15 protein-coding genes and 1 pseudogene are annotated in these 20,568 nt (G+C 60.0%); 12 read left to right on the forward strand and 4 right to left on the reverse strand.

Translation table 11 applies throughout. The annotated features are described in order from the left end of the window. Nucleotides 1-18 precede the first annotated feature (18 nt). From QWU44_RS03110 to QWU44_RS03125, 4 genes are all read left to right on the forward strand, one after another. A complete protein-coding gene (locus QWU44_RS03110; RefSeq protein WP_370914225.1) occupies nt 19-1,500 on the forward strand; it encodes an SDR family oxidoreductase in 1,482 nt (493 codons plus the stop codon). A 225-nt stretch (nt 1,501-1,725) separates the two neighbouring features. After that, nucleotides 1,726-3,087, forward strand: a complete 1,362-nt coding sequence (locus QWU44_RS03115) for an MFS transporter (protein ID WP_370914226.1) — start codon at nt 1,726-1,728, stop codon at nt 3,085-3,087. Nucleotides 3,088-3,595: 508 nt separating this feature from the next. Beyond that, the gene (locus QWU44_RS03120; RefSeq protein WP_370914227.1) at nt 3,596-4,267 is read left to right on the forward strand and encodes a DedA family protein; all 672 of its coding nucleotides are present in this window, start codon (nt 3,596-3,598) and stop codon (nt 4,265-4,267) included. Between the two features lie 72 nt (nt 4,268-4,339). Further along, entirely contained in the window at nt 4,340-5,014 is a 675-nt protein-coding gene (locus QWU44_RS03125) for a histidine phosphatase family protein (protein WP_370914228.1), read from the forward strand. A gap of 10 nt (nt 5,015-5,024) precedes the next feature. Here QWU44_RS03125 and QWU44_RS03130 read toward each other — a convergent pair whose 3' ends face one another. Then, a complete protein-coding gene (locus QWU44_RS03130; RefSeq protein WP_370914309.1) occupies nt 5,025-6,365 on the reverse strand; it encodes a class I SAM-dependent methyltransferase in 1,341 nt (446 codons plus the stop codon). Between the two features lie 230 nt (nt 6,366-6,595). Here QWU44_RS03130 and QWU44_RS03135 point away from each other — a divergent pair, with 230 nt between their 5' ends. Beyond that, nucleotides 6,596-8,008 (forward strand): NAD(P)/FAD-dependent oxidoreductase, encoded by a 1,413-nt coding sequence (locus QWU44_RS03135; RefSeq protein WP_370914229.1) that lies wholly within the window; start codon nt 6,596-6,598, stop codon nt 8,006-8,008. Between the two features lie 141 nt (nt 8,009-8,149). On the opposite strand, the gene QWU44_RS03140 is transcribed toward QWU44_RS03135, so the two are convergent. Continuing rightward, nucleotides 8,150-8,761, reverse strand: a complete 612-nt coding sequence (locus QWU44_RS03140; protein ID WP_370914230.1) for a class I SAM-dependent methyltransferase — start codon at nt 8,759-8,761, stop codon at nt 8,150-8,152. Between the two features lie 165 nt (nt 8,762-8,926). Between QWU44_RS03140 and QWU44_RS03145 the strand changes: the two are divergent. Next, nucleotides 8,927-11,226, forward strand: a pseudogene (locus tag QWU44_RS03145) (bifunctional hydroxymethylpyrimidine kinase/phosphomethylpyrimidine kinase). 399 nt (nt 11,227-11,625) lie between these two features. Here the strand turns inward: QWU44_RS03145 and QWU44_RS03150 are convergent. Next, a complete protein-coding gene (locus tag QWU44_RS03150) occupies nt 11,626-12,078 on the reverse strand; it encodes a PaaI family thioesterase (RefSeq protein WP_370914231.1) in 453 nt (150 codons plus the stop codon). Between the two features lie 67 nt (nt 12,079-12,145). Then, on the reverse strand, nt 12,146-12,610 hold the full coding sequence (locus tag QWU44_RS03155) for a hypothetical protein (protein ID WP_370914232.1): 465 nt from the start codon (nt 12,608-12,610) through the stop codon (nt 12,146-12,148). Between the two features lie 143 nt (nt 12,611-12,753). Here QWU44_RS03155 and gndA point away from each other — a divergent pair, with 143 nt between their 5' ends. The 6 genes from gndA to QWU44_RS03185 all read left to right on the forward strand — a co-directional run bounded on the left by gndA (nt 12,754) and on the right by QWU44_RS03185 (nt 20,493). Further along, nucleotides 12,754-14,205, forward strand: coding sequence for an NADP-dependent phosphogluconate dehydrogenase (gene gndA, locus QWU44_RS03160; RefSeq protein ID WP_370914233.1), 1,452 nt, complete (start codon nt 12,754-12,756; stop codon nt 14,203-14,205). Further along, the gene (locus QWU44_RS03165; RefSeq protein ID WP_370914234.1) at nt 14,206-15,612 is read left to right on the forward strand and encodes a DEAD/DEAH box helicase; all 1,407 of its coding nucleotides are present in this window, start codon (nt 14,206-14,208) and stop codon (nt 15,610-15,612) included. Nucleotides 15,613-15,642: 30 nt separating this feature from the next. After that, nucleotides 15,643-17,022, forward strand: a complete 1,380-nt coding sequence (locus QWU44_RS03170) for a hemolysin family protein (protein WP_370914235.1) — start codon at nt 15,643-15,645, stop codon at nt 17,020-17,022. Beyond that, nucleotides 17,019-18,080 carry a hemolysin family protein gene (locus QWU44_RS03175; RefSeq protein WP_370914236.1) on the forward strand — a complete coding sequence of 354 codons (1,062 nt, stop codon included), beginning with the start codon at nt 17,019-17,021 and terminating at the stop codon, nt 18,078-18,080. The genes QWU44_RS03170 and QWU44_RS03175 overlap by 4 nt, the downstream gene beginning before the upstream one ends. A gap of 5 nt (nt 18,081-18,085) precedes the next feature. Then, on the forward strand, nt 18,086-18,946 hold the full coding sequence (locus QWU44_RS03180) for a 3-methyladenine DNA glycosylase (protein WP_370914237.1): 861 nt from the start codon (nt 18,086-18,088) through the stop codon (nt 18,944-18,946). Nucleotides 18,947-19,020: 74 nt separating this feature from the next. Next, nucleotides 19,021-20,493 carry a vWA domain-containing protein gene (locus QWU44_RS03185; RefSeq protein ID WP_370914238.1) on the forward strand — a complete coding sequence of 491 codons (1,473 nt, stop codon included), beginning with the start codon at nt 19,021-19,023 and terminating at the stop codon, nt 20,491-20,493. The last annotated feature ends 75 nt before the right edge of the window (nt 20,494-20,568 follow it).

Here is a 20,568-nt window from a genome sequence, read left to right on the forward strand (position 1 = left end):
ACCGATACGCTCGGGAATATGACCGATACCCCAGAAAGCTCCCGTTCCATCCTTGTCACCGGCGCAACAGGATATGTCGGGGGGCGTCTCGTCCCCCATCTCCTCGAAGCGGGTCACCGTGTCCGGGTTCTGGTCCGCGACGTTGACCGGATCACCGGAGTTCCCTGGGCTGATGCCGTGGACGTAGTCACCGGGGATCTCACCGACCCGAACTCGCTTCATGACTGTTGCGATGGCATCGACGTGATCTACTACCTCGTGCATTCCATGGGGGACTCTGATTCCTTCGCAGCGGTGGAACTGGAATGCGCCCGCACGATGACCGCGCTAGCCGAGTCCGCCGGTGTCGAACGCCTCATCTACCTGTCCGGATTACAAGACCCCGACAGGTCTTCCCAACACATGGATTCACGACACGCGGTGGGGGATGTTTTTCTCACATCGCGTCTGCTCGCCATCGTGTTCCAGGCTGGGATCATCGTCGGATCTGGCTCCACTTCATTTGAGATGATCCGACACCTGACGGACAGACTCCCGGTGATGATCACGCCCCGGTTCGTTCATAACCGGGTTACCCCCATCGCCGTCGATGATGTCCTCCACTATCTCGCTGCCGCAGCGACAGTCACGGTACCGGGGTCCAGAACCTGGGACATCGGCGGACCGCATAACCACACCTACGGTGAGATGATGAACCTGTACGCTCGGATCGCCGGGCTGCGCGAGCGTCCAATGCTACCGGTCCCCGTCTTCTCCCCGTGGTTGGCCTCGCACTGGGTCGGGATAATCACTCCCGTCCCCTCCGGGGTTGCGAAACCACTGATCCAGTCCCTTTCCGTCGACGCGATCGTCGGGGAACGGGACATCGACCGTGTGATCCCGCCACCGGAACAGGGACTCATCGACTACCCCACGTCAATCCGGCTTGCGCTGGCCGACCTTGAGGCCGATTCAGTGGAGACCCACTGGACAGATGACCGCACCACCGCAGCAAAACCCCTGCCCAGCGATCCTGAATGGTCCGGACGCAAGGTATTCGTCGATGAGCGTGCACTTTCCACTGAAGCCAACCCGCATGACCTCTTCTCCGTGATCGAATCCGTGGGTGGGGTGAACGGCTGGTATTCAGTACCACTGCTGTGGAAGATCCGAGGCGTTCTGGATCAGCTCGCCCAAGGACCTGGTCTGATCCGGGGACGCCGTTCGATGGAACACCTCCGGATCGGTGACGTTCTCGACTGGTGGACGGTTGAGCAGATCGATCGCCCCAATCGACTTCTCCTCCGAGCTGACATGCGGGTCAGTGGGGATGCCTGGCTAGAGTTCCGGACAGACGTCGATAATTCCGGAAAAACCATCTACCGGCAGCGGGCGATCTTTTTCCCGAAAGGACTCACCGGATTCATCTACTGGTACTCGATCCTGCCTTTCCACGGAATGGTCTTCCCCACCATGGCCCGGAACATTGTCACAGCAGCAGAGAAACGCACCGCAGTGTGACGACTAGAATCAGGAATCGAATTTCAACAACATGAAATTAAGGTTCTACGGAAGAGGATTATGGGTGTACCGTATCTTTTGCTCAACCGTGGCGATTCCCACCGCCACACCCCGGTTTTCTAATCCCATTGGCAGTCGTTTTCCCTTCTCATCCGAGTCGCTACAGAACGGGGATCCGACCGTCGACACGTTTATTCCTCAAGTCTGAAGGACCCACGAACATCCATGACCGGAATCACCACCACCTCATCCGCTCCAACACCGAAATTCGACCGACGCACGCGTCGCCGTATCATCATCGCTTCACTGGTGGGTACCACAATCGAGTTCTATGATTTCTATGTCTACGCCACCGCTGCAGTAGCCGTATTCCCCTACCTGTTCTTCCCCAAGAACGAGGACCCGACCATCGCACTACTGGCCTCATTCGCCACCTTCGGCCTTGCTTTCGTGGCCCGGCCACTCGGATCAATCCTGTTCGGACATTTCGGTGACAGGATCGGGCGGAAGGCAACTCTTGTTGGTTCCCTCCTCACGATGGGGATCGCAACGTTCCTCATCGGACTGCTCCCCCCTTACGCAACGGTAGGAATCATCGCTCCGGCGTTGTTGGCGCTGATGCGGTTCTGCCAGGGGCTCGGTCTCGGCGGCGAATGGTCCGGAGCCGCACTACTCGCCACCGAAACGGCCGAGGACGGAAAACGCGCCTGGGCCGCCATGTGGCCCCAACTCGGTGCCCCCTTCGGATTCCTCGCAGCCAACGGACTATTCCTCATCCTCGTCAGCATCCTGGGACACGAGAACGGCGACACAACTGGGGCATTCATGACCTGGGGCTGGCGGATTCCTTTCCTGTTGTCCGCAGTGATGGTCATTGTCGGCCTGTATGTCCGTTTCAAGCTTGAAGAAACCCCGGTGTTCACCAAAGCAGTCGAAAGCGGTAAGAAAGTCAAGGCCCCGGTTGCGGAGGTCTTCCGGACTTCCTGGCGTAGGCTGATCCTCGGCACATTCATCATGGTGAGCTGCTACACCCTGTTCTACCTCGTCACCACCTGGGTACTCTCCTACGGAATCGGCTCCCGAGATAAGGGGTTGGGCCTCGGTATCCCCTACATCGACTTCCTGAAGATTCAGCTCATATCCATCTTCGCTTTCGTCATCGGCATTCCGTTAGCGGGCCGGCTGGCCGACTCTCGTGGGCGCCGGTCCACCCTCATCGCCGTTTCCGTGGCATTGATCCTCTACGGGTTGAGCTTCCCTCTCTTCCTGAGCATCGATACCGCGAACGTTATCAGCGTACTGGTCTTCCTTACCATCGGTATGTTCATCATGGGTCTTGTTTTCGGGCCAATGTCGGCTGTTCTCCCCGAGCTATTCCCCACCAACATCCGTTACACCGGATCAGGAATCAGTTACAACCTCGCCTCGATCCTCGGCGCAGCGGTCGCGCCTTTCATCGCCACCGCACTCGTCGCGAACTACGGGGTTGCATCGGTTGGCGCCTATCTCACCCTCATTTCACTGGTCTCCCTCTTCGCCATCTGGAAAATGCAGGAAACCCGGAATCTGGATATGACGGAGATCTAGCAGAACGATACCTTCACGACCATCGACGGCGAGCTGAACAGCGGAGGCTCAGCGTTCATCTGCCCCTCGTGGAGCATTCATCGACCACCCGGCTGGCCGATCCGCCGTGGCGAAATGATCGACAACGTGACCACGGATGGGACCAGCCGAATCCCGGAGGAATCGCCACGGTGCCTGGGTCGACACCGTGGCGGATAATCCCCTCAGACATCCATCCCCGGAGAACGGTCACCACCGGATGGGCTGGATATTTACCCAGGAAGGTACTCACCCGATCCACCGACTCCAGTCGATGCGGTAGGAAACCGTCCCGTGGACCTCCCGTTTTCCAGATTCGATTCGTGTGGTAAGCCCTTTCTTCGGCGCCCCGAGCTACCTCGCAGAAACAGGACCCTCCGCGGTGCCGTATCATTTGGATATTAATTATCCACAACGGTGCTCTTTTTTCACGACGCAGGTGAATCGATTCGGATCCTCCTGCAGGAACTCTCCCATCAGGAGGAAGAAGTTGTTTGACGTCGACATGCTGCTGACTTCCTTCGGGCTCGCGGGCATCCTCATAGTTGTGTTCATGGAGACTGGACTTCTCATCGGTTTCATCTTCCCGGGGGACACCCTGCTGTTCACTGCAGGTATCATGGCGCACGCCGAGAAACCATTCACCCCGCTGTGGACTCTGCTGATCGGGATCCCACTGGCCGCGATCCTCGGTGACCAGCTCGGTTTCTTCATCGGCCGCCGGGTCGGACCGAAGGTTCTCGAATCCCAGACCATGCGTTGGATCGGCCCCGAGGCGGTGGAACGAACCAACCACTACTTTGATCGTTTCGGACCCGCAACAGTGACTCTCGCCAGATTCATCGCGGTGGTCCGAACGGTGACCCCAGTAGTCGCCGGGTTCTCCCGGATGAGCCATCGCGCCTTCACTTTTTACTCGGTCATCGGCAGCATTCTCTGGGGAGCCGGGCTCACACTAACCGGATACCTCCTCGGCGAGATACCCCTCGTCCAGCGTTTCATGCACTGGTTCATCCTGATAGGTGTCTCCCTCGTACTGATCCCGATGCTGATAAAGATCATCGGAATCATCCGCACCGCCAGACGCGCGGAAGCCCGTGCCCGGATCGAGGAACATCACCGATCCGAGGTCACACACACCGCGACCATCAGGGAAAACTGATCCGACTCCCGACCAAAACCACACTGGGCACACCACCACGCCACTTCTGAGGGAACGCACGGAAGGTTGCACATGAACACTCGACTCCTTCTCGTCCGGCATGGAGAAACCAGCGCCAATGTTCGCCGTGTACTGGACACTCAACCACCGGGAGCTTCCCTCACCGCCCGAGGCGAGACACAGGCGACCGCGGTCGGCCACCGGATCGCCGATCTCGTTGGAGCCCACGACGGCCAGCCCGGAAGACTAGCTGCAGTGGTGACGTCGATTGCGGTCCGAGCGGTACGGACAGGACAACTCCTCTCCACAGCGATCGAACAATCGGCGTCCCTTCCACCGGGTACGGTACCCGTCAGCACACAGACCGGCATCCACGAGTTCTCGGCCGGCGAATTGGAGGGGCTCACCTCTAACGACGCAGTAACCCACTACCGGGAGGTCTGTCTACGTGCCCTGGGTGGAGACCCAGGAGCAAGCCTTCCGGGAGGAGAGACCCTCGCCATGTTCCTCTCCCGGTTCCGGCCAGTCGTCGACGCGTTGCTCGAGACGAAACCCGACACCACGGCCTCTGGACGGGATGTCGTGATGGTCACCCACGCCACCGCAATGAAGCTCTTTACGGCGAGCGCGACGGGAGCGGACGGGGCACGTGCAGCTATGATTCCCCTCCGGAACACCGGCATCGTCATCGTCGAACCCGCCGGGCGTGCATTCGGAGACTGGATCCTGCGTGCTTGGAACCACTGACAGATAACCCTCAACGGAAGCGGTGGTATCGCCCTGTCACGGTCACCTGAACCGCATCCAACCACCCCAGTCGGAACATCGCCTCCATCAGTGCCAACTGGTAATCCCACAGACGTCGAAACACGACATCAAATCCCGCTGCCGCGGCGTTCCTCTCGTTTGCGGCAAACACCTCCCGTTGCAGACGCAGAGTTGTCTCGTAATGGGACCCGAAATGCGCCTCAGCGACGATTCGGAGCCTCGTCATTCTGTCGATCTCCCGGTGGATCTCCTCCACCATGACATGATCCAGTGAAGGCCAAATGTAGGCTCGGCCTATCGACAGGGCATCCCGACCGGTACGCCCCATCTTCTCCGTAGCGACAACGCTCTGCAACGCAGCGTATCCTCCCGGAGTGAGCATCCGTTCCAGGGAGTGCAGGTAGTGTGTCCGCTCCGTCGCCCCGAGAACCTCCAGTTTCTCCACACTCACCAGGGAATCATATCTGCCGCCCCAGTCCAGGCGCGTGGGAATCGGGTTCTTGGTAACCGCCACGTGTACCCGCCCTCCATCCGGATCTTCATCGAGGAGCAGGAGGACACTCTCAGCCAGGCCGGGGTCTGCCGTCAGACAGTCGACGGTGGCACCGCGGCGTGCAGCGGCGAGCGCGACGGTACCGCCACCACACGGAAACTCGACCAGATCCGTTCCCTTGCGAACTCTCGCCGCATCAAGCAGCGACTCAGCGGCCCGCTGTTGCGCTGCACCGAGATCCGCCCGTTCGACAGCGACAGGTGGCGCGAGAGTCGTGATATCTACGAAGTGGCCCGATGGTTCACTTCCCCTGCCTGCTCCCCGCACAAAGCTCGGGACCGAGGTACGCACCGTCGTCGGAACCCCGGAAGCAAATCGCGCACCGAAAGCAGACATCCCGTCCCCGGAAAAGAGCCGTACCAGATCACTGGGGAGTTCCCCACCCGCGTACCCGCCGATTTTGAGAGACACTGGGGCCCCTGAACGCAGCCGACCACGAGGTGCGAAACCGGATTCCAGAAGCCCCGCAAGGCTGGAAACGAGGTCACGGCTTCGCCATTCCCCAGCCATGTAGCCTTCTGCAAGTCCCAACCAACCACTGTCCGCCAGCCGCAGAAAAAGCTCTTCGTGTTCGACCGTAAGATCCGCACCTCCCGGAGAATCCGGGTCGAGGCTGATCCCGGCCATATCGCAAGCGGCAGCAAAACGCGATTCAGCGGCCCGTGCCCGGTAACGAAGCAGCCTGTTGTCAGGCATAATAGCGACGCCTGGCCACCGGTCGGCGTTGACATGGGCGAGATGGGCAGGGGTGTATCCCCCGGATGTCGGGCCACGCATGGGGCTGGTTACTTCCGTTTTCTGTGGGGCGGTTAGGTGTGCAGCAAGCGCCGGGTGGAGCGCCTCATGAACGTACATCGATAGTATCCCGTCACTGCCTGCGCCACCGGTAGACAGCGCATGAGGAGCCGGGGTGATGTGATTCATCCGACAACGTACTACGATGAGTCCCCGTACCGCCTGCGGCTGTTCCCGCGGCACCAGATCCTCATCCAGGAGACAACACCTATATGACTGACAAGCCTTTCCGTCCCGAAGGCGGCCGCCATCACGTCGTCGTCATCGGCTCGGGTTTCGGTGGCCTGTTCGCCGTCCAGAAACTCGCGGACGCCGACGTCGACGTAACCCTGATCGATCGCACCAACCACCACCTCTTCCAGCCTCTGCTCTATCAGGTGGCAACAGGTATCCTCTCCTCCGGTGAGATCGCTCCGTCCACCCGCCAGATCCTCAAGAGCCAGGACAACGTCCACGTAGTCAAGGCCGAGGTCACCGACATTGATGTCGATGAAAAGCAGGTCTCAGCACAGCTCGGTGATTTCAGCCGGACGTTCTCCTACGACTCTCTGATCGTCGCCGCTGGGTCGAGTCAGTCGTACTTTGGCAACGATCATTTCGCCGAATACGCGCCGGGCATGAAGTCCATTGACGATGCGCTGGAACTCCGTGCCCGTATTATCGGCGCGTTCGAACGCGCCGAATTGTGCACCGACCCGGCTGAGCGTGATCGCCTGCTAACCTTCGTCATCGTCGGCGCCGGTCCCACAGGCGTGGAACTCGCCGGCCAGTTGGCGGAGATGGCGCACCGCACCCTCAAAGGCGAATACTCTAATATCAATCCTGCTGCCGCAAAGATCGTGCTCCTCGATGGTGCGCCCCAGGTCCTCCCCCCCTTCGGTAAGCGCCTAGGCAGGAGTGCACAACGTCGGCTGGAAAAGCTCGGCGTCACAGTGAAGCTGAATGCGATGGTCACGAACGTCGACGAGACTGCCGTCACCTACAAGTCCATGGTCGATGACTCCGTCGAGACGATCCCAGCATTCTGTAAGATCTGGTCTGCTGGGGTTCAGGCTTCCCCGCTGGGCAAACTTGTCGCAGACCAGTGCGGTGTCGAGGCCGACCGTGCAGGCCGTGTCCCCGTGAACCCGGACTGCTCCGTCGGAAAGCACGACAACGTCTTCATCGTCGGCGACATGATGTCGCTGAACAAACTGCCGGGTGTCGCACAGGTCGCCATTCAGGCGGGCGAGTATGCCGCCGAGCAGATCATCCGTTCCATCGACGGTGTCCCCGCCTCCGAGCGTGAGCCCTTCGAGTACCACGACAAGGGATCGATGGCGACGGTGTCTCGTTTCTCCGCTGTCGTAAAGATCGGCAAGGTCGAATTCACCGGCTTCTTCGCCTGGTTACTCTGGCTCGCCGTCCACGTAATGTTCCTGGTCGGCTTCCGCAACCGTTTCGTTGCAGCCATCGCATGGGGGTTGAATGTCCTGTCGAGGAATCGCTGGCAGTTGGCTACCACCCGGCAGCAGATGCACGCCCGCACAGCTCTCTCGAAACTGCGAGACCTCGCCGGCGAAGGTGATGACCTCATCGAGGTCAAGGACACCACCCGTTTCTCCGGAAAAACCGAGGATGCCTGAGCGCACCCCTGTTAGGGCGATTTTCGATGATCGCCCATGATCCCGGGAGTGGCCCACCGAAAACCTCGGCGGGCCACTCCCGTTTTCCGTGCCCCTCTCAGCGCCGGAGAATGCGTCAACTTCCGACGCCCTGCCTCGCCCCTATCGGAGAAACTCCGCGGGCGGCCTACCGTGGACGAGAACGGCAACCTGGAAATCCGATTCCGGGGTGAAGGGGTCAGCTTCCCAGGTTGACCACCGGTGCTGTGGTTGAAGCCCTGCTTCGACCGTATCGTCAATGAATTCATCGAATCCATAGCCCCGACCGGCACCGAAACCGATCACCATTCGCCCGTTCTCAGCGAGCACCCCCGCAAGATACCGTAACGCCGATACCCTGCCGTCTACAGGCAGAAATGTCATTACGTTTCCAGCGGAGACAATCAGGTCGTAGTCCCTCCCCGGGATCTCTCCGACAGTGAGATCGCCAACCTCCCAGCGACAATCGGGGAAATCGGCCCTGGCGTGACTGATCAGAACCGGATCGAGGTCGACGCCGGTGACCTGATGCCCCCGAGTAGCCAGTACGCCCCCGACCCTGCCTGTGCCACAGCCCGCATCAAGGATTCGCGCCCCCCGTCGTCGTGCTAGTGCATCGAGTAGTCGGGCTTCGCCATCAAGGTCGCGGCCCTGGGCGGCAAATGTACGCCACCGAGCTGCATACTGTTCGGAATGATCGGGATTCGCTGCGAGAACTTCTTTCCACGTCGGCATGGGGTCCACGCTACCGACCACAGCATCTAGGAACCGGGTAACTCGCCGGAAAGAAGGTGATCCTAACTCGAACAAATGGGACTCGTGTTACCCTCGGCAAAACAGTCATCTGTCATCGGGATCCGGCCACCTGACTACGGTTCCCAGGGATAACGAGGAGTAGCAGTGCCTGATCACATTGACACCCATTGGGGTCTCTATCTGATCGCTGATCCCGGTGGCACCACATCGGCCGAGCATGTCTCCGAGGTGGTTACCGAATCCGTCCGGGGCGGTGCAACGGTGATCCAGGTTAGGGACAAGACTGCCAGCGATGCTGTGTTCGCGGAACAGGCACTACGCATCCGTGGTGCGGTGTCCCGCACCGTCGCGGAGCCGGGCCCTCACACCCCATTCAGGGTCCCTGTATTCGTCAACGATCGTTTCCGGGTAGCGCTCCGGCACGGATTCCACCTTCACATCGGCAGGGATGACATCGACTACCTTGAGGCACGTCGCAGGATGCCCGGTGAATTGATGATCGGTGTGTCGGTGGACGAACCCGATTATCTGACGGATCTTCTCACCGCATGCACAGATCAGGGAGTCAGACTCCCCGACGTGATCGGCATCGGTCCAGTCTGGTCGAACAAATCGAGGCGCCGACAGGTTCCTCCGCTAGGAACAAAAGGAGTGGACGAGATCGCACGGCTTGCACTCAAAGCCGGTGTCACGAGTGTCGCCGTAGGGGGAATTTCCGTCGACAACGTACAGGAGCTGGGGGTAACCGCGGTGGACGGTATCTGCGTTTCTTCAGCCTTGATGACCTCTTCGGCACCACGCGACACCGCCCGTCAACTCCTCACCCGATTCCGGCCCTCGGTCATCCATTCAGAGCTAACAAATTAGGAGAAGAAGTGACCCCAGCAGTCCCCCGAATCCTGTCCATCGCCGGCACAGACCCAAGTGGTGGTGCAGGCATTCACGCGGACCTGAAGTCAATCACCGCCGCCGGAGGCTACGGAATGGCGGTCACCACATCACTCGTCGCACAGAACACCCGCGAGGTGCGCGAGGTGTACACCCCGCCGCTAGATTTTCTGCACGCCCAACTCGACGCTGTGTTCGACGATGTGCAGGTCGATGCCGTGAAGATCGGAATGCTCGGAGACACCGCCACGGTCACTGCGGTACAGCGGTATCTGGAGGCACATCGTCCCCGGTGGATCGTTCTGGATCCTGTCATGGTCGCGACCTCGGGGGACCGGCTCCTAAGCTCCAACGCCGAGGATGCACTCCGCGAATTCATACGCGACGTCGACATTGTGACCCCAAACATCCCCGAACTCGCAATCCTGTGCCGAGAAAAACCTGCGACGGATTTTGTCGGCGCGGTCAACCAGGCACGTGGACTCGCCGCTGCGACGAAAACCTCCATCGTAGTCAAGGCCGGACACCTGAACGGAAAGGATGCGGGCAATGCTCTCGTCACTCCTGACGGACAGGTGCACCCGGTGTCCGCACCCCGTCACGAAACGACCTGTACACACGGAACTGGATGCTCCCTCTCCTCAGCTCTAGCAACACGCCTCGTCTCCGACGGAGACCCGGGCACGGCACTGGAGTGGGTGACGAGCTGGCTGAACGAAGCGATATTACACGCGCACCGTCTCGAGGTCGGAGGGGGACACGGTCCCATTGATCACGGACACCGCGCCCGACGGCTGGCCCGCGCCGCCGACACCACCCCCTGGAAGCATCTCACAGGTCCGCTTCCAACGGCTGATTCCCCAGATTTCCTGGTCGTTCCGTCGAAAAGAACCGCACCTACCCCCCATGTTGCCCCCGCCGGACCTTGGACCGCTGCGCTCTGGGCTGCAACCGCAGACGTCTGGACCGAGATCATGGAGCTCTCCCTGATCAGTGGCCTGCGTAACGGAACGCTCCAGGAAGACACATTCACGTTCTACCTCGATCAGGACGCCCACTACCTCGACGAATACTCACGAGCACTCGCTGCGCTCGCCGTCAAAGCCCCGAACACCGAGGACCGTATCGGGTGGGCACAAAACGCGGTGGGCTGCATCCTGGGAGAGGCTGAACTACATCGGTCCTGGTTAACACATCGGGAACGAATCGGCGGACCATCACCGGTGACCACCGCTTACACTGATTTTCTCCGCGCCAGCACACTCGGCGAAGATTATGTGATCGGCGCCGCTGCAGTACTCCCCTGCTTCTGGTTGTACGTGGAAATCGGACTCACACTGTCCGAACACAACCACGCCGAACATCCATATCGGGCATGGTTGGAGGAATACGCGGCAGATGAGTTTATCGCCGAAACAAAGTCTGCGGTGGAGCGTGTCGAACGAGCACTCGCAGCGGCATCCCCACAGCAGCGGGCTCTGGCTGCACGAGCCTACCTCAGCGCGTGTGTCCACGAACGAGAGTTCTTCGATCAGGCGGACAGGTTCAGAATGTAGATCCTCCAACTCACGAATGTACGAGGCCCTCTTTCCAACGTCACCTGTTTAAGAAAAATCCGCAACTGCCCGTCCGCTCGTCACTATTCTCATCACGAGGCTGGTTGAGGCGCACATGATAACGGCTATAGCCAACAAGCACGGGAACTCTCTGCCGACAGTCGATACACGGAGCTATCTTTTATTCACGTCTGAACTCTGCTGGCTTCTCTCTCGGTGCCCACATCACGAAGCTGGACATCGAATTGGAGATGAGGCTCCATCTGCCGAGGCTGAATCATGTGACTGTCACGGATCCCGAGACCCGGCCATCGCCCGATCTCCGCTGCACTGCCACATGCTCCCGACAGTGAAAACCAGGGCACCACCTGACACGGAATGACATATACCTGGAACAGACTAGCCACGGAGACACAACGTCCGCAGGCGGCTCTTCGCCACAACCTGGCCGTTGTTCTTCATCGTGATGTCAACGACCTGAGTCGTACCGCCGACATGGACGGGAACTGCCTCGACCTCAATCACTCCGGACGTCACGGATCTGAGGAAGTCCGTGTTGTTGTTGACTCCGACTGCGACAGCCTTCGCCGCGATAATCGCCATGATTGAACCCGTGGATTCTGCGAGCAGTGCAAACACACCTCCATTGACGAGGCCAAAGGGTTGCAGATGTTCGGGACCGACTTTAAGACGCGCACGCACACCAGTTGGTCCGATTCGGGTGTACCGGGTACCCAGGTGCCGATCAGCCCCTTTGTTGTAGTGGTTGACGTCCGCGATCTCTCCAGGTGTCAGGTCACGGTCCGTGGCACGCATGATCAGTTCGGCAAGTGTCGGCTCCGCTGTTTCCATGCTGAACAGCATAGTTTCCGAAGTACTTCCGTCCAGGTGCGATCGCGGTCCGAACTACCGAGCATGGTTAATGGGCGGTGGGCGCCACCCGCACGGAACGCTGTGTACTGCGGAGAATAAGTTCGCCACGGTTCGTCACGCTGACGTCCACGAGCGCGACCGGACCGTCGTTGATGAGGGTGCCAGTGATCTCGATAACCCCTGCGGCGATGTTCCGGCAGAACTCACCGGAAACGTGGGCTACCGTAATCGGCTTCCCCCGTGCAGCTACGGCGGCGGTTACACTTCCGACGGATTCCGCGACAGCCAGGCACACCGCACGGGACACCGAGCTACCTCCGCAATCGAGGTGATCTGAGCTGATGTGCATTTCTGCCCGAACCTCGTCCGGGGTGATCTCCAGATACCTGAGACCGAGCAGCCGGTCGACTCCGTCGTTCAAGTCGGCGAAGCGGGCGAGTTCACGCATGTGCAGCGGGCGATCGGCGGCGAGTGCGAAGAGTTGGCTGAGATTGAGGCTACTGGGATCCATACTTCAACCTTAATCATCTCCACCGCTTGGCGTGGAAACGTGACAGGGGGCACGAAGCGTGAAGTGTCACATCTGGGGCTTTCACCCAGTTAGCAGACCTCCAGTGCCCGGTCGGACACCATGAGCGGGTACCATGTGGAGACATGACTGACCAGAAGCACCTCGCCCAGATCGGCGTTGTCGGACTTGCTGTGATGGGATCCAACATCGCCCGGAACTTCGCCCGCCACGGACACACGGTCGCGGTGTACAACCGCAGCCCCGAGCGCACCGATACTCTCATCGCCGAACACGGGGACGAGGGTACCTTTCTCCCCGCGAAGACGATCGAGGATTTCGTCGCCTCACTCCAGCGCCCCCGCCGAGCTCTCATCATGGTTCAAGCCGGTACCGCCACGGATGCCGTCATCAGCCAACTCGCTGACGCCATGGATGAGGGTGACATCATTATTGACGGGGGCAACAGCCTCTACACCGACACGATCCGCCGTGAGTCGGAGATGCGGGCCCGTGGTCTGCACTTCGTGGGTGCCGGTATCTCCGGCGGCGAAGAAGGTGCACTGAACGGCCCAGCCATCATGCCCGGTGGCCCCGCCGAATCCTATGAACATCTCGGGCCTCTCCTCGAATCCATCGCGGCACAGGTCGACGACACGCCGTGCTGCACCCATATCGGCCCAGATGGCGCAGGCCACTTCGTCAAAATGGTCCACAATGGTATCGAGTACGCCGACATGCAGGTCATCGGCGAGGCTTACCACCTCCTCCGCTATTCGGCGGGCATGAAGCCGAAGGAGATTGCTGGAGTATTCCGGGAATGGAATACAGGTGACCTCAATTCCTACCTGGTGGAAATCACCGCTGAGGTACTCGATCAGGTCGACGCGGAGACCGGCAGCCCGTTGATCGACGTCATCGTCGACGCTGCGGGCCAGAAGGGGACCGGTCGCTGGACCGTCAAGGCAGCTCTCGACCTCGGAATCCCCGTGACCGCTATCGGCGAGGCCGTGTTCGCACGAGCGCTGTCCGGTGCACGTTCCCAGCGTGCAGCGACAGCAGGGGTTCTCCCTTCGGGGACCGTTGCGGGACCGGTCTCCGCCGATGAGCGGGAACGCTTCGTGGAGGACGTCCGACGGGCGCTCTATGCTTCCAAGCTTGTGGCTTATGCACAGGGTTTCGATGAGATCCGCGCGGGATCGCAGGAGCACGGTTGGAACGTTGACCCCCGCGATCTGGCGACGATATGGCGCGGCGGCTGTATCATTCGAGCCACGTTCCTCAATCGTATTCGGGACGCATACGACGCTGACCCGGAGATCGAGTCCCTGCTGCTCGATTCCTACTTCACCGGTGAGATGGTGGATCTTGTCGATTCATGGCGCCGGGTTGTCATCACTGCAACTCGCCAGGGGTTGCCGGTCCCGGTATTTGCATCTTCTCTGTCCTACTATGACAGTCTCCGTGCAGAGCGGCTCCCTGCAGCTCTCATCCAAGGGCAACGAGACTACTTCGGTGCCCACACCTATGAAAGAACCGACCGTCCCGGACACTTCCACACGTTGTGGTCCGGAGACAGGTCAGAGGTCCAAGACTAAATGACAACTTTTTCCGATCTCGGTCTGCCCACACCCGTCGTTCATGAACTGAAGCGACAGGGCATAACCGAACCCTTCCCCATCCAGGCTGCGGCCATCCCGGACGCACTGAGCGGGCGGGATGTTCTCGGCCGTGGGCCGACCGGCTCGGGTAAGACCTTCACCTTCGGTCTCCCCATGCTCACCCGCTTAGCTGGGTCCGGATCCTCCAAGCCAGGACGTCCCCGCGCCCTGGTCCTCGTCCCTACCCGGGAACTCGCGGCCCAGGTCAGAGAGCGTCTCGACGCTCCGGCGCAAGCACTCGGTCTCCGTGTTCTCGAGGTCGTCGGCGGAGTGAACATCAAACGCAACATCAGCGCACTCGCCCGTCCCGTCGACCTCCTCGTCGCGACACCGGGACGCGCCCAGGACCTGATCAACCAAAAAATCCTGTCCTTCCAGGATGTCGAAATCACCGCCCTCGACGAAGCTGATCAGATGGCCGACATGGGGTTTCTCCCGCAGGTCCGCAAGCTCATGGATCTCACCCCGGAAAGTGGACAGCGACTTCTCTTCTCCGCGACGCTGGACGGTGACGTGACAAAGCTTGTCAAACGCTATCTCCACGACCCGGTGACGCATTCCACCGCGCCCGTCGGCGCCTCCGTCGACACCATGTCCCACCACCGCCTTCTTGTCGGTGACCGCGACAATCGCAGTGAGGTCGCCGCCGAGATCGCCGCCCGCGTCGGGCGCACCATCATGTTCATGCGCACCAAACACGGTGTCGACAGGCAGGTGAAAAAATTCCGTCGCGTCGGTATCAATGCCGTCGGTCTACACGGAGACAAAGGACAGAACACCCGAGCCAACGCTCTCGCGGGTTTCGCTGACGGAACGATCCCGGTTCTCGTAGCCACGGATATCGCAGCCCGTGGAATCGACATCAACGATGTGTCCCTTGTTGTCCATATTGATCCTCCAGCCGAACACAAGGCTTATCTCCACCGTGCCGGACGTACCGCCCGCGCCGGAGAGAAAGGGACCGTCGTCACGTTGGTCACTGACGAGCAGGTCGCCGAAATCCGCACCTTGTTCAAGAAAGCCGGAGTCACCGCCGATGAAATCAGAGTGACTCCGACGTCCCCCGAACTCGCAACCATCACAGGTGCTCGGCCTCCGTCAGGTCAGCCCCTCACGAATCCGGGGGCCAAGCAACAGCAGTCCCGGAGTCAGGGCCGTGGAGGCGCCAGAGGTGTCCCTCCCAAGCGTCGACGCTCCGCACGCCCCTCCGGAGACTCAGCGGCAGCTAGGGGAACCGGCCAGGCACGCGGTAAGGTCTCCCCCAGCGCTGAACGCACCGTCGACCGCAAACCCCGGCCGGAACCCGGTGCAGATGGTACTCCGCGTCGCCGACGCCGCCGCTGACCGCGTCCCCTCCACCCATACGATTGGCTCATGGACATACTCCTCAGCATTCTCGCCCTGATCGGGTTCATCGCCCTGACCGTCGGGACCGGATTCTTCGTCGCCATCGAATTCGCACTCACCGGCTTGGAACGATCCAGCATCGAGAACCATGTGGCGAACAAGGGCGATGCCCGGGCGAAACACATTCAGAAAGCGCACAACGATCTCTCCTTCGAGCTGTCGGGTGCGCAGCTCGGTATCACGATCACCACCCTCGCAACGGGTTATCTCGCGGAACCGGTGCTGGCGCAGTTCTTTGATCCGCTTCTTGAGCTCTTCGGTCTGAGCGAGGCGGCCGCGCGGCCCATAGCACTCGTTCTGGCGATGGTCGCGGCAACGCTGCTGTCGATGGTCTACGGCGAGCTCGTGCCCAAAAACCTGGCGATCACCGACCCCCTCATGGCGGCGAGAATCACGGTCGGCCCCGTCCGCATCTTCAACAAGATATTCAGGTGGTTCATCAAATCTCTGAACTCAACCGCGAACTGGCTGGTGCGTCGGATGGGCATCGAACCCGCAGATGAGCTGGCATCCGCACGTAGTGCCCAGGAACTCGGTGCTCTCGTCCGGAATTCCGCGAAACACGGTGGTCTGGACAAGTCGAAAGCCATCATGCTGGACAGAAGCCTCAAGTTTGGAGAGGCAACCGCTGAAGAGTTTATGACCCCACGTTCCACTATCGAGGATCTCGATGTCGATGACACCGTCGAGGATCTACTCAATCTCGCTCTGTCCACCGGTCACTCCCGTTTTCCAGTAACGGATGGAGACCTTGACGCGACGGTGGGTGTCGTCCATGTGAAAGAGGCTTTCGCGGTACCTCGAGAGAACCGTGCCAGAACCAGCTTACGAACTCTCGCACGCCCTATCCCCGTCATTCCCGCAAGTCTCGATGGCGACGCAGTACTCGACGCTGTACGTTCTGCAGGTTCCCAGGTTGTACTCGTAGCGGACGAATACGGTGGAACCGCAGGAATCGTCACGATCGAGGACGTCGTCGAGGAAATTCTCGGCGAGGTGTACGACGAACATGACGATGCCGACGCCGAGCGCGACTACGTCCAGAACGGAGCTAACTGGGATGTTTCGGGACTCGTCCGCGTCGATGACCTTCCGGAGAAGACCGGCTACTTCGCCCCAGATGGACCCTACGAAACCCTCGGCGGTCTCATCATGGCAACGCTCGGACGAATCCCCCGTGCCGGGGACATCGTCTTGCTCCCCCAGACAGGGAGGGATTCGATGGACGAATTCGAATCCGGCATCCGTGGGCGTTGGATCGCCCGGGTCACAGTCATGGATGAACGACGCGTAGAACGCGTCTACCTCACCCCCATCACCGACGAAGAAGCGGAGCAGTACGCATGAGTGACTATTCAGCGGTCTTATTCGCTGTCGTTCTCCTCGCGATCAACGCATTCTTCGTCGGCGCCGAGTTTTCCCTGATTTCATCCCGCCGTGATCGGCTCGACTCCCTGATAGCACAGGGAAAGACACGCGCTCGGTCCGTTCTGTGGGCTTCGGAGCGACTGTCGATGATGCTCGCTGGTGCTCAATTCGGCATTACCATCGCTTCCCTTCTTCTCGGTAAAGTTGCGGAACCGGCAATCGCACACCTCATCGAGGGGCCTGCACACCTCTTGGGTCTACCGGACAATCTTCTACACCCGGTCGCGTTCGCCGTCGCACTCGGAATCGTCACCTATCTTCACATCGTGCTGGGTGAGATGGTTCCGAAGAACATCGCACTCGCCGGGCCCGAGTCCGTCGCAATGGTTCTGGTCCCACCCCACATGTTATTCGTCAAGGTCACCCGCCCGGTTATCGTGGCGATGAACTGGTTCGCCGGAGTGACCCTGAAAATGTTCGGCATCGAGCAGCGCGAAGAAATGGATACCTCGGTCGGGCCACAGCAGCTGGCAACGATGATTACCGAATCCCGTTCCGAGGGTCTACTCGACGCCGAGGAACATGCCCGCCTCAACAAGGCATTAAAATCTGACAACCGGACGATCAGAGAAGTTCTCATCGCGTGTCCGAATGTCCACACCCTCGACTTCGGGGCGAAGGGCCCCACCTTGGGTGCAGTGGAGCATGCAGTCAGTGAGACCGGATACTCCCGTTTCCCGATTACCGGAGTTGCCGGGAACTACGTCGGATACATACATGTCAAGGATATTCTCGATCGGATGGTCTCTCCCACCGCGACGCTCAAAGACGTCGTGAAACAGTCCGAACTACGGCCACTCATCACTGTCGAGGCTGCAGGAACCCTCGACGACACGATGCGGCTGATGCGACGACGCTCCGCACATATGGCCCAGGTTCGTGATGAGCGCGGTGAACTCATCGGCATCGTCACCCTGGAGGATCTCATCGAAGAATTCGTTGGTACGGTCCGAGACTGGACCCACGAAGAGGCATGATGCGCATGGAGATCCTGACGCCAGATCAGTGGCTTCCCCTCGCATCCGCTCACGCAGAACGCGCCCACGACTTCACCGCCGACCATCTGAGACGGCGTAGCCGCGGTGAGAAGCATCCCGTCTGGGATTTTCTCTTCGACTACTACCCTGTGACGCCCGCTCAACTCGCCAGGTGGCATCCCGGTGCGGGAGTGAGGCTCACCGGTGACTGCCCTCATCGTGAATGGCGCGATTACGAAACCACCGTCGATGGATCTGCAGGTGTCGACATCACCGGACTGTGGGATCGGCGGAGTAGATCCTTCCACTACATCCGTGAGCTTCTCTCTTCCACCGAAGAAAATACGGCACACTTTGACTGCCTGGGGTTACATGAATGGGCAATGGTCTACCGGACTGAAACCCCCCGTCACGATCTGCCACTCCGGCTGGGACAAAGTGGCACCAACTCTGTCGTCGAGAAGCACCAGATCCGGTGCACCCACTACGATGCATTCCGCTTCTTCACCAAACCTGCCCGGCCCCTGAACATCACCCCGCTGAGTAGGGAGGGACAGCTCCGAAAGGAACAACACGGGTGCGTCCACGCCACGATGGACCTGTACAAGTGGGCGAGTAAACTCGTTCCACTCGTACCCGGAGATCTGTTTCTCGACTGCTTCGCGCTGGCCCGTGCAGCCCGTGTCCTGGATATGGAGGCATCACCCTACGATGTTCGGGGTCTCGGTTTCGGTGTGGTACCGATCGAAACCACCGAAGGAAAGCGTACCTACATCAACCGGCAACGCGACCTCTCCCGACGCGCAGCACCTCTTCGCCGTAGATTGATCAATCTCATTGATGCAGCAAGTAGAGTTGCTCTGTAGATGCCTTCCGGTCAAGATGTTGACCCGTGCTACTCAGAGGAGAGGACGGGAGAGAAAACAGTCAGGAGAACGACATGGGACGACACGCAGACGGACATGATAACTGGCGGCTGTCCCGAGAACTCATTATCGGATTGATCAGCGTCGGGGTGATTGTCGGCGTCATCATGTGGTGGATGGGCGTGCGGACCGAGACCCATCGCAGCCATGTGACTTCCTCCCCTCCCTGTCTGAACGGCACACTCACGCTTCCGATCCAAGCGGAGCCCTCCCCTCATGTCGACGAACTACTCTCCAACTACCGAAACTCTGCTCCAGTCGTGCGGGACTACTGCATAGATCCCCAGATCGTCCCGATGGAGACTGATGCCGCCCTAACTCTTACATCCAGCCCAGAGTCCGTCACCCGTGCCGCGCTCAACGCGGTGGATCGTTCTCCGGCCTCTGACACATGGCCGATCGTGTTCACCCAGGCAATCGGTGTCGCACACACCGGTGACATCGCCGTCACCGGTGAAAACTGGAATGAACTGGCGACACAAGGCATCGTGATCCCGACCGGGACTGACCCTTACACCCGGGCCGTCATGGCCTCCGCGTTGTCTGGCGGAGACGCCGACAAAGGGGTCGAGCTCCTCCGCAACGATCACCCGCTCAGCGTTGAAGAGGCTGTGGCGGACGGTACTCCACTTCTTGCCGTCACGGAGGACTTAACCCCGGAAGGCTATTTCTTTTACTCACCTGACGATCTCCCCATCAGCACGGTCGCTGTTCCACTGACCGCCACGGATCGGGTGAACGAGGAACAGGCGAGGGCTGCGGCAGACTTCGCCAGATACGCTGCGGAACATGTCGAACAGACCCAGCCAACAGAACGGCAGCGACAACTGCTCACCACAGCAGAAGTCATCAGTGAACGCTTCGCGACAGTACCGGAGGAATCTCGGGGTTCGGTGGACTCCGGTGCCGACACACTCGTACTTCTGGACACTTCAGGCAATATGGACGAACTCCTCGATGGTCACCGGATAGCAGGCGAAGTTGCACGGCTCCTTGATCCCCTAATTCTTTCTGTCGGACGTGCCGGAGGCCGGGTTGCACTGTGGAACTACTCGTCGCCCTTGTCACCCGGCGTGACGAAAGGCTGGCGGGACAATATCAGCTTCCTTGATGATTCAGCCGGTATCAATGCAGCACAGGCGGTCAAGGGGTTTGGAACGGGTGGTGTTCCTCTAACGAGGGAAGCGGTTCCGGCTGCCCTTGACGCGGTGTCAGAGCATGCCCGCGAAACCGGTGGCCCGGTCCGCTTCATCATCATCACTTCCGGTTCTGTGGATGACATCAGCGATGGCGCTTTCCGTACTTCACTCAGCACACGAACCTCTGATCTGGTCACCCCGGAGGTGGTACACGTCGGTACCGGCCCCGTGGATCCGATTCTCGCAGAATGGGCGACATCCCGCGGAGGGAACAACTTCGTCTCCGAAATGACGGTCGCATCCATCGCCGAGCACCTTCAGAACGCTTTCGGCGTGGAGCGCCCCTGATCGAACGGCCCCGCTCTTCAGTACGTCTTGCAACCCCAGTACACAAAAACCACCCCGGAAGGAGAGAAATCCTGG

The sequence above is a fragment of the Corynebacterium sp. CCM 9203 genome (assembly GCF_041357675.1).
GTDB lineage: Bacteria > Actinomycetota > Actinomycetes > Mycobacteriales > Mycobacteriaceae > Corynebacterium.